The sequence below is a fragment of the Exiguobacterium sp. s91 genome (assembly GCF_018618915.1).
Lineage (GTDB): Bacteria > Bacillota > Bacilli > Exiguobacteriales > Exiguobacteriaceae > Exiguobacterium_A > Exiguobacterium_A abrahamii.
In genome coordinates this window covers 7,814-14,226 of the sequence record NZ_JACSMZ010000008.1, presented here as the reverse complement: position 1 = coordinate 14,226, position 6,413 = coordinate 7,814, and the positions used below count along the sequence as shown (strand labels likewise).

The 6,413-nt window shown below is 45.9% G+C and carries 8 protein-coding genes, 2 tRNA genes and 1 other RNA gene; 2 read left to right on the top strand and 9 right to left on the bottom strand.

The window, feature by feature from the left end; genetic code table 11:
- Positions 1-241: 241 nt before the first annotated feature.
- From KNQ06_RS16805 to tadA, 6 genes are all read right to left on the bottom strand, one after another.
- Complete coding sequence (locus KNQ06_RS16805) at positions 242-460, bottom strand: YaaL family protein (RefSeq protein ID WP_023469883.1); 219 nt, start codon at positions 458-460, stop codon at positions 242-244.
- Positions 457-1,056, bottom strand: coding sequence for a recombination mediator RecR (gene recR, locus KNQ06_RS16800; protein ID WP_023469882.1), 600 nt, complete (start codon positions 1,054-1,056; stop codon positions 457-459). Before recR ends, KNQ06_RS16805 begins: the two co-directional genes overlap by 4 nt.
- Positions 1,057-1,074: 18 nt before the next feature.
- Positions 1,075-1,395, bottom strand: coding sequence for a YbaB/EbfC family nucleoid-associated protein (locus KNQ06_RS16795; protein WP_023469881.1), 321 nt, complete (start codon positions 1,393-1,395; stop codon positions 1,075-1,077).
- An 18-nt stretch (positions 1,396-1,413) separates the two neighbouring features.
- Complete coding sequence (dnaX, locus tag KNQ06_RS16790) at positions 1,414-3,099, bottom strand: DNA polymerase III subunit gamma/tau (RefSeq protein ID WP_069940135.1); 1,686 nt, start codon at positions 3,097-3,099, stop codon at positions 1,414-1,416.
- Positions 3,100-3,194: 95 nt separating this feature from the next.
- Positions 3,195-3,461, bottom strand: an RNA gene (gene ffs, locus KNQ06_RS16785) — signal recognition particle sRNA large type.
- 48 nt (positions 3,462-3,509) lie between these two features.
- Positions 3,510-4,016: a tRNA adenosine(34) deaminase TadA gene (gene tadA, locus KNQ06_RS16780; RefSeq protein WP_149426588.1), complete on the bottom strand. Its 507-nt coding sequence runs from the start codon at positions 4,014-4,016 to the stop codon at positions 3,510-3,512.
- 108 nt (positions 4,017-4,124) lie between these two features.
- Between tadA and KNQ06_RS16775 the strand changes: the two genes are divergently transcribed.
- Complete coding sequence (locus KNQ06_RS16775; RefSeq protein ID WP_215148968.1) at positions 4,125-4,754, top strand: deoxynucleoside kinase; 630 nt, start codon at positions 4,125-4,127, stop codon at positions 4,752-4,754.
- A complete protein-coding gene (locus KNQ06_RS16770; protein WP_029343036.1) occupies positions 4,751-5,428 on the top strand; it encodes a deoxynucleoside kinase in 678 nt (225 codons plus the stop codon). The genes KNQ06_RS16775 and KNQ06_RS16770 overlap by 4 nt, the downstream gene beginning before the upstream one ends.
- Before the next feature lie 73 nt (positions 5,429-5,501).
- Here the strand turns inward: KNQ06_RS16770 and KNQ06_RS16765 are convergent, their stop codons facing one another.
- The 3 genes from KNQ06_RS16765 to KNQ06_RS16755 form a co-directional block, all read right to left on the bottom strand.
- Complete coding sequence (locus tag KNQ06_RS16765) at positions 5,502-5,966, bottom strand: DinB family protein (RefSeq protein WP_215148966.1); 465 nt, start codon at positions 5,964-5,966, stop codon at positions 5,502-5,504.
- Between the two features lie 102 nt (positions 5,967-6,068).
- Positions 6,069-6,158 (bottom strand) — tRNA-Ser (locus tag KNQ06_RS16760).
- Positions 6,159-6,193: 35 nt separating this feature from the next.
- A tRNA-Ser gene (locus KNQ06_RS16755) sits at positions 6,194-6,284 on the bottom strand.
- Positions 6,285-6,413: the final 129 nt, after the last annotated feature.

Sequence of the window (6,413 nt, the reverse complement as noted above, 5' to 3'; positions counted from 1 at the left end):
TCATCGTTCAGTTTTCAAAGTTCGTCCGCGCCTGTTTTGGCGACTCAATTAGAATACCAAGTCTGAAACAAGAAGTCAACAACTTTTTTGAAATTGTTTTTTACTTGTTTGCCGTAAGCGCTCGTCCTCTTAAGGACATGAATTAATATATCACGATAATTAGACATGCGCAACTACTTTATTAAAATAACTTATAGTTTTTTTAGAGCATGTAAAAACCGCAGACAAGAATGGCTGCGGTTTACTTCATCATCAATGAGACGCGTCTTCTTTTTGCTTCGCTTATATAGAAGAAATACAGTGATTCCGCTAACTTCATTTGTGCTTCTAAATCACCGTAGTCATCATAGCTGATCTCTAAGAGATGACGCTTCATCAAATAATCTTCTTTTGCTTTTGCTAATTCTTCTAACAAACGCTGGTCGTACTCACTGCGAATCTTCTTTCGAAACCAACTCATAGTTCGCGACGTCCCTCCATTGCACGAGATAACGTCACTTCATCTGCGTATTCAAGATCTCCACCAACCGGAAGACCATGGGCAATTCGAGTGATCCGAATACCCGTCGGTTTTAAGAGACGCGATAGATACATCGCCGTCGCTTCTCCTTCGATATTCGGATTGGTTGCTAAGATGACTTCCGTAATCGCTTCGTCCGCTTGAAGACGTGTCAGTAGGCTAGATACATTGATATCCTCTGGACCGATTCCTTCCATTGGACTGATCGCTCCATGCAAGACATGATACAACCCTTGGTAATCTCGCATCTTTTCCATTGCAATGACATCCCTTGAATCTTGGACGACACAGACAATCGTACGGTTTCGGTGTTTATCTGTACATACATAACAAGGATCTTGATCCGTGATATTCCCGCAGACACTACAGTAGGCAATGTCGCGCTTCGCACTGACCAATGCTTTTCCGAACATCAAGACATCGTCCTCTTCCATATCAAGGACATGAAACGCTAGACGAACTGCTGTCTTCGGACCAATCCCCGGCAGTTTCGTAAAACTTTCGATCAAACGACTAATCGCTTCAGGATATTGCAAGTGGTTTCCTCCTACGAATTAAAACATTCCCGGCAGATTCATACCTTGTGTGAATTTCCCCATTTTACTTGCTACGAGTTCATCGACCTTCTTCAAAGCATCGTTCGTTGCAGCTAAGACGAGATCTTGAATCATTTCAACGTCATCTGGATCAACGACTTCTTCTTTAATGATGACATCTACGATATTTTTATGACCATCAGCGACGACTGAGACCATTTCTCCGCCTGCTGTACCCGTCACTGTCAAATCTTTTAACTCTTCTTGAGCTTTCGCCATATCCTTTTGCATCTTCTGCATCTGTTTCATCATATTATTCATGTTTCCCATTCCGCGCATCTGTATTCCTCCTCGAATTTAATCTTCGAACTCTACGATATCACCAAAACGACCAAGCGTCTCGGACAATAACTGATCGCTCTCCGATTCTTGTTTTGTTTCCTTCTCTTCTATACTACTACTATTTCGCTTAGCAACAAACTCTGCCTTCAGTTCATGCCAATCCTTTGAGAGAATCGCTAAAATTTCGCGTTTGACGCCGCATACTTCATACAGCGCTTCTTCAATCACGAAACGTGTTCGTTCATTCGTCATGACCTGCTCAAAGTGCCATCCTTTACCGTCATCGAATTCAATCAGCAACGTATCCGCTGAACAAAGAACCGGTTTACTCTCATGGAGTAACGAGTAGATGGGGCCATCTTCTTTTAAAATCCATTTTAAGATGTGATCCCAGCGTTCTTGAATCTCGCGCAACTGGGCTTTCTCTGCTCGTCCTAACATTTGACGAATCCGCTCTTTGGCGATTCGAACGGTTGGTCGTCCTTGTTTTCGCTTCGGCTGTGCTTGTGGTGCAGCCGCTTCTTGTGCTGGAACACCATTCGACTTCCATTGGTGCATCTGTTCTTTCATTTCGCGGACTTCCTGTTGCAACGATTGGACGATCTGTCCCGTTGTTCTCCCTTGTTCCGCAATTTGAATGAAGGCAATCTCAACGAGGACTCGCGGATGATTCGTCAACCGCATCTGTTGTTGGCAGTCATGTAACTGATCAATGATCGTAAAGCACGTCTCCGCTTCAATCGATTCAACGAATTGTTTGAACTCATCCGTCGGGCGCGCACGCTCTAGCAAATCGACAGCTGTAGGCGAGGCTTTCAACAACAACGTGTCTCGGTAAAAGAATACGAGATCCTCCACGAAACGTTTTAGATCTTTCCCCGCTCGTTGCATCGTTTCAAGCGTCTGTAACAACTGATCGACTTGATGTTCATGTAAGGCACGGGCAATATTCAATAACGCTTCATCTTCTACTGCCCCTGTCACTTCAAGAACAGCTGCATCGTTTAGATCACCGTTCGAAAAAGCAACCGCTTGGTCGAGTAGACTCAGCGCATCACGCATACCACCATCTGCCGCTCGGGCGATCAATCGTAATGCTGTATCCGAATACTCGATCGATTGATCGTTTAAGATATATTGCATCCGCTCTACGAGTTGATCGACTTCATGCCGCTTCACATCGAAACGTTGGCAACGCGAGATGATCGTTGCCGGGATTTTATGTGGTTCAGTCGTTGCTAAGATGAAGATGGCGTGCGCCGGCGGTTCTTCTAGTGTTTTGAGCAAGGCATTAAAGGCACCTGTCGACAACATATGCACTTCATCAATGATATAGACTTTATAGGCTGCTTCTGAAGGGGGATATTTGACTTTATCCCGGATTTCCCGAATCTCATCTACGCCGTTATTGGAAGCCGCATCGATTTCGAAGACGTCTGGACTTGATCCTTCTGTAATCGCAAGACACGTCGGGCACGTATTACACGGTTCTTTGACCGGAGCATGCTCACAGTTGATCGCTTTAGCGATGATTTTGGCAAGACTCGTCTTTCCTGTTCCACGAGGACCCGAAAATAGATAGGCGTGGGACATCCGTCCCTCCATCAATGCATTTTGGATCGTACGGGTGATATGCGCTTGTCCAACGACTTCGTCGAATCGTTGCGGACGGTACACGCGGTATAGTGCTTGATAGGCCAAGTTTGCGCCTCCTCTTTTTAAGTTCCTCATTCTATTTTACCTAAAAAAGTCTACAACCGAAACCGGCTGTAGACTTGTCTTTAAAAATTAAACTGCCGCGCACCATATTCTGAAATATGTTCAACATGCGTTACTCACGCAGCCTGCTCAGTCCAAGCACCCCTACAACACACAGAGAGCACCACTTAAGGCTGCTTCCTTCCGGACCTGACCTGGTTCATGGGTATCTGTTGCGTAGGACTCAAACGTCAACGCTACTTACGTGAGGCAGACCACACCAATCATATCCCTCGACATGGAATTCAGTCTCGCTATAGCGGATTGCGAGTGACAGGGAACCGCTACATCCCCACCTAGCACGGCAAATGGTTTATCGATTTTTAGTGGCACCTTGTTTCAGTGCTTTTTCATTATACTGTTTCATCTGGTGTGATGCAACCCATTGCCCGCTTTCGTGCTTTCTTTTTCGCACGTAGTTCCCGAAAGAACGTCGTTAGCATCTCCCCACACTCTTTTTCTAATATACCGCTCGTCAGCTCTGAGACATGATTGAACCGATCGTCTTGCACCAGGTTCATCAGTGTTCCACAACATCCACCTTTCGGATCAACAGCACCAAAGATGACATGTTCGATTCGTGACAGCATGATGGCCCCTGCACACATCGGACACGGTTCGAGTGTCACGTATAACTCGCATCCTTCCAGTCGCCAATTACCGAGTTTTCGGCACGCTTCCTCAATCGCGATCAACTCGGCATGTGCCGTCGCTTGTTGATCCGTTTCCCGATGATTGTAGCCCGTCGCGATGACTTCATCGTCTTTGACGATGACACATCCGATCGGAACTTCACCGATCGCTTCTGCCTTTTTCGCCTCTTCGATCGCAAGGCGCATATAGTGTTCCTGTCGTTCCATCGATGATACTCCTCACTCTAAAAAAATTCTCCTTTTGAAACTTCAGCAAGTCGTACTTCTTTGTGCTAAAATATAAATTGCACTTTGCTGAACGGAGGGTCATTGTATATGTTCATAACGGTTGAAGGACCGATTGGTGTAGGCAAAACATCACTTGCGAACGCCATCAGTCACCATTTCTCTTTTTCTATGTTACGCGAAATCGTCGAAGAAAATCCCTTTCTTGGAAAGTTCTATGAAGATATCGAAGAATGGAGCTTCCAGACGGAAATGTTCTTCTTGTGCAATCGCTTCAAACAACTCGATGATATCGAACGTCATTACCTCAGTAAACAACGCTCTGTCGTTGCTGATTACCATATCTTTAAGAACTTGATCTTTGCACACCGCTCTCTAAAGGTAGAGCATCTTGAGAAGTACGAACAAATCTACTCGATCCTGACGACAGATATGCCGAAACCGGATGCTGTCATCTACTTGAACGCAAGCATCGACACCTTGATGAAACGTGTTGCGCTGCGCGGACGAGAAATCGAAGAAAACATGTCACGTGCCTATCTCGAACAATTAGCCGAGGATTACGAGACATTCGTCATGGAATACCAAGCCAAACATCCGGAAGTCAAAATCATCCGTTTCGACGGGGATGCACTCGACTTCGTCAAGCGACCGGAAGATCTCGAGTACGTCTTGACGACGATCCGGAACGAATTATATGAAGGAGCGAACCACGCATGAACTTGAAGCTACGCGAACAATACAACATTCCGGCAGATGCCGTCATTACGATCGGCGGTATGGTCGGGATCGGTAAATCAACGATCACAAACGGATTAGCAGATGCCCTTGGTTTCCGGACGTCACTCGAAAAAGTCGATACAAACCCTTACTTGGATAAATTCTATCATGATTTCGAGCGTTGGAGCTTCCACCTCCAAATCTATTTCCTCGCTGAACGCTTCAAGGAGCAAAAGCGGATTTTCCAATACGGTGGTGGTTTCATCCAAGATCGTTCAATCTATGAAGATACAGGGATCTTTGCTAAGATGCATTTCGAAAAAGGAACGATGTCTCCAACGGATTACGAGACATATTCAAGTTTGTTTGACGCAATGGTCATGACACCATTCTTCCCGCATCCGGATCTTTTGATCTATCTTGAAGGTTCGTTCGAACAAGTACTAGAACGAATTCGTCTTCGCGGACGTGAGATGGAGCAACAGACACCAATCGAATATTGGGAAGAGATGTACGAGCGCTATACGAACTGGATCAATAACTTCACGATCTGCCCGGTACTCCGCTTGTCGATCGACGAATACGATTTACTGAACGAGCCAGAATCCATCGACCGGATTCTCGCGAAGATTGAAAAGCAGCTTGAAGTTGCTCGTATTGCAAATACACGCTAACTGATCAGATCTGCCTCTTAGGCGGATCTTTTTTTGCGCAAAAAAAGGAGATGCGTTTCGCATCTCCTACTCTTTATCCAATCACTTGATTGATTTGTTCCATATGGTGTAGATCATGTTGAGCCATTGCTCCGAGGAACTGACCGATCGTTAATTCTTTGCCTTTAATGACGACCTTGTCCTGCAGACGTTCTTCCGGAATCAATTCGACTGCACGGCGCAACAAGTCACGGCTGACTAAAAACTCATCAATCGTCAAGATCCGTTGCTGCTCACGGCTCATTTTCGCCGCTTCTTCATTGACGGCTTGGCTATCTGGTGCGACACGGAATGGTTCACCCGCGAGCAAGTACGGGATGCGCTCTGCGACCATGAAGCGATCCCATGGTGATAAGTGACCGATGATCTCAGCAATCGTCCATTTACCTTCTGCATACGACGTCCGCCACGTCTCGTCTGAAATCTGTTCTAAGTCTTTTACATATGTCATCGTCATCGCATAATGCGAAAGCAACGATTCTTTTGTTTGTTCGTTCATTTCGTCCACCTCTTCTTCATTTTTCACGTAGGCAACCATAGCACGCACGAAGAAATCGATGCAACAAAAAAGCACCTCAGAATTGAGATGCTTCATAAAAAGCGGAGTCGGTGGGATTCGAACCCACGCGAGCCTTGCGACCCCTAACGGATTTCGAGTCCGTCCCCTTCAGCCGGACTTGGGTACGACTCCATGATTATATTTATTTTTGGGTAAAAAAAAAGAAGTGGAGGAGGCGGTGGGATTCGAACCCACGCACGGCTTTCGCCGCCTGACGGTTTTCAAGACCGTTCTCTTAAACCACTTGAGTACGCCTCCAAGCTATAAAACGTGCATGTCGTTGTCAAAAAAATAAAAATGGAGGAGGCGGTGGGATTCGAACCCACGCACGGCTTTCGCCGCCTGACGGTTTTCAAGACCGTTCTCTTAAACCACTTGAGTACGCCT

Coding starts and splice junctions, on each gene's coding strand:
- KNQ06_RS16770 (WP_029343036.1), top strand. CDS start 4,751: ATGAACTTGAAGCTACGCGAACAATACAACATTCCGGCAGATGCCGTC.
- KNQ06_RS16775 (WP_215148968.1), top strand. CDS start 4,125: ATGTTCATAACGGTTGAAGGACCGATTGGTGTAGGCAAAACATCACTT.
- KNQ06_RS16805 (WP_023469883.1), bottom strand. CDS start 460: ATGAGTTGGTTTCGAAAGAAGATTCGCAGTGAGTACGACCAGCGTTTG.
- KNQ06_RS16765 (WP_215148966.1), bottom strand. CDS start 5,966: ATGAACGAACAAACAAAAGAATCGTTGCTTTCGCATTATGCGATGACG.
- KNQ06_RS16795 (WP_023469881.1), bottom strand. CDS start 1,395: ATGCGCGGAATGGGAAACATGAATAATATGATGAAACAGATGCAGAAG.
- tadA (WP_149426588.1), bottom strand. CDS start 4,016: ATGGAACGACAGGAACACTATATGCGCCTTGCGATCGAAGAGGCGAAA.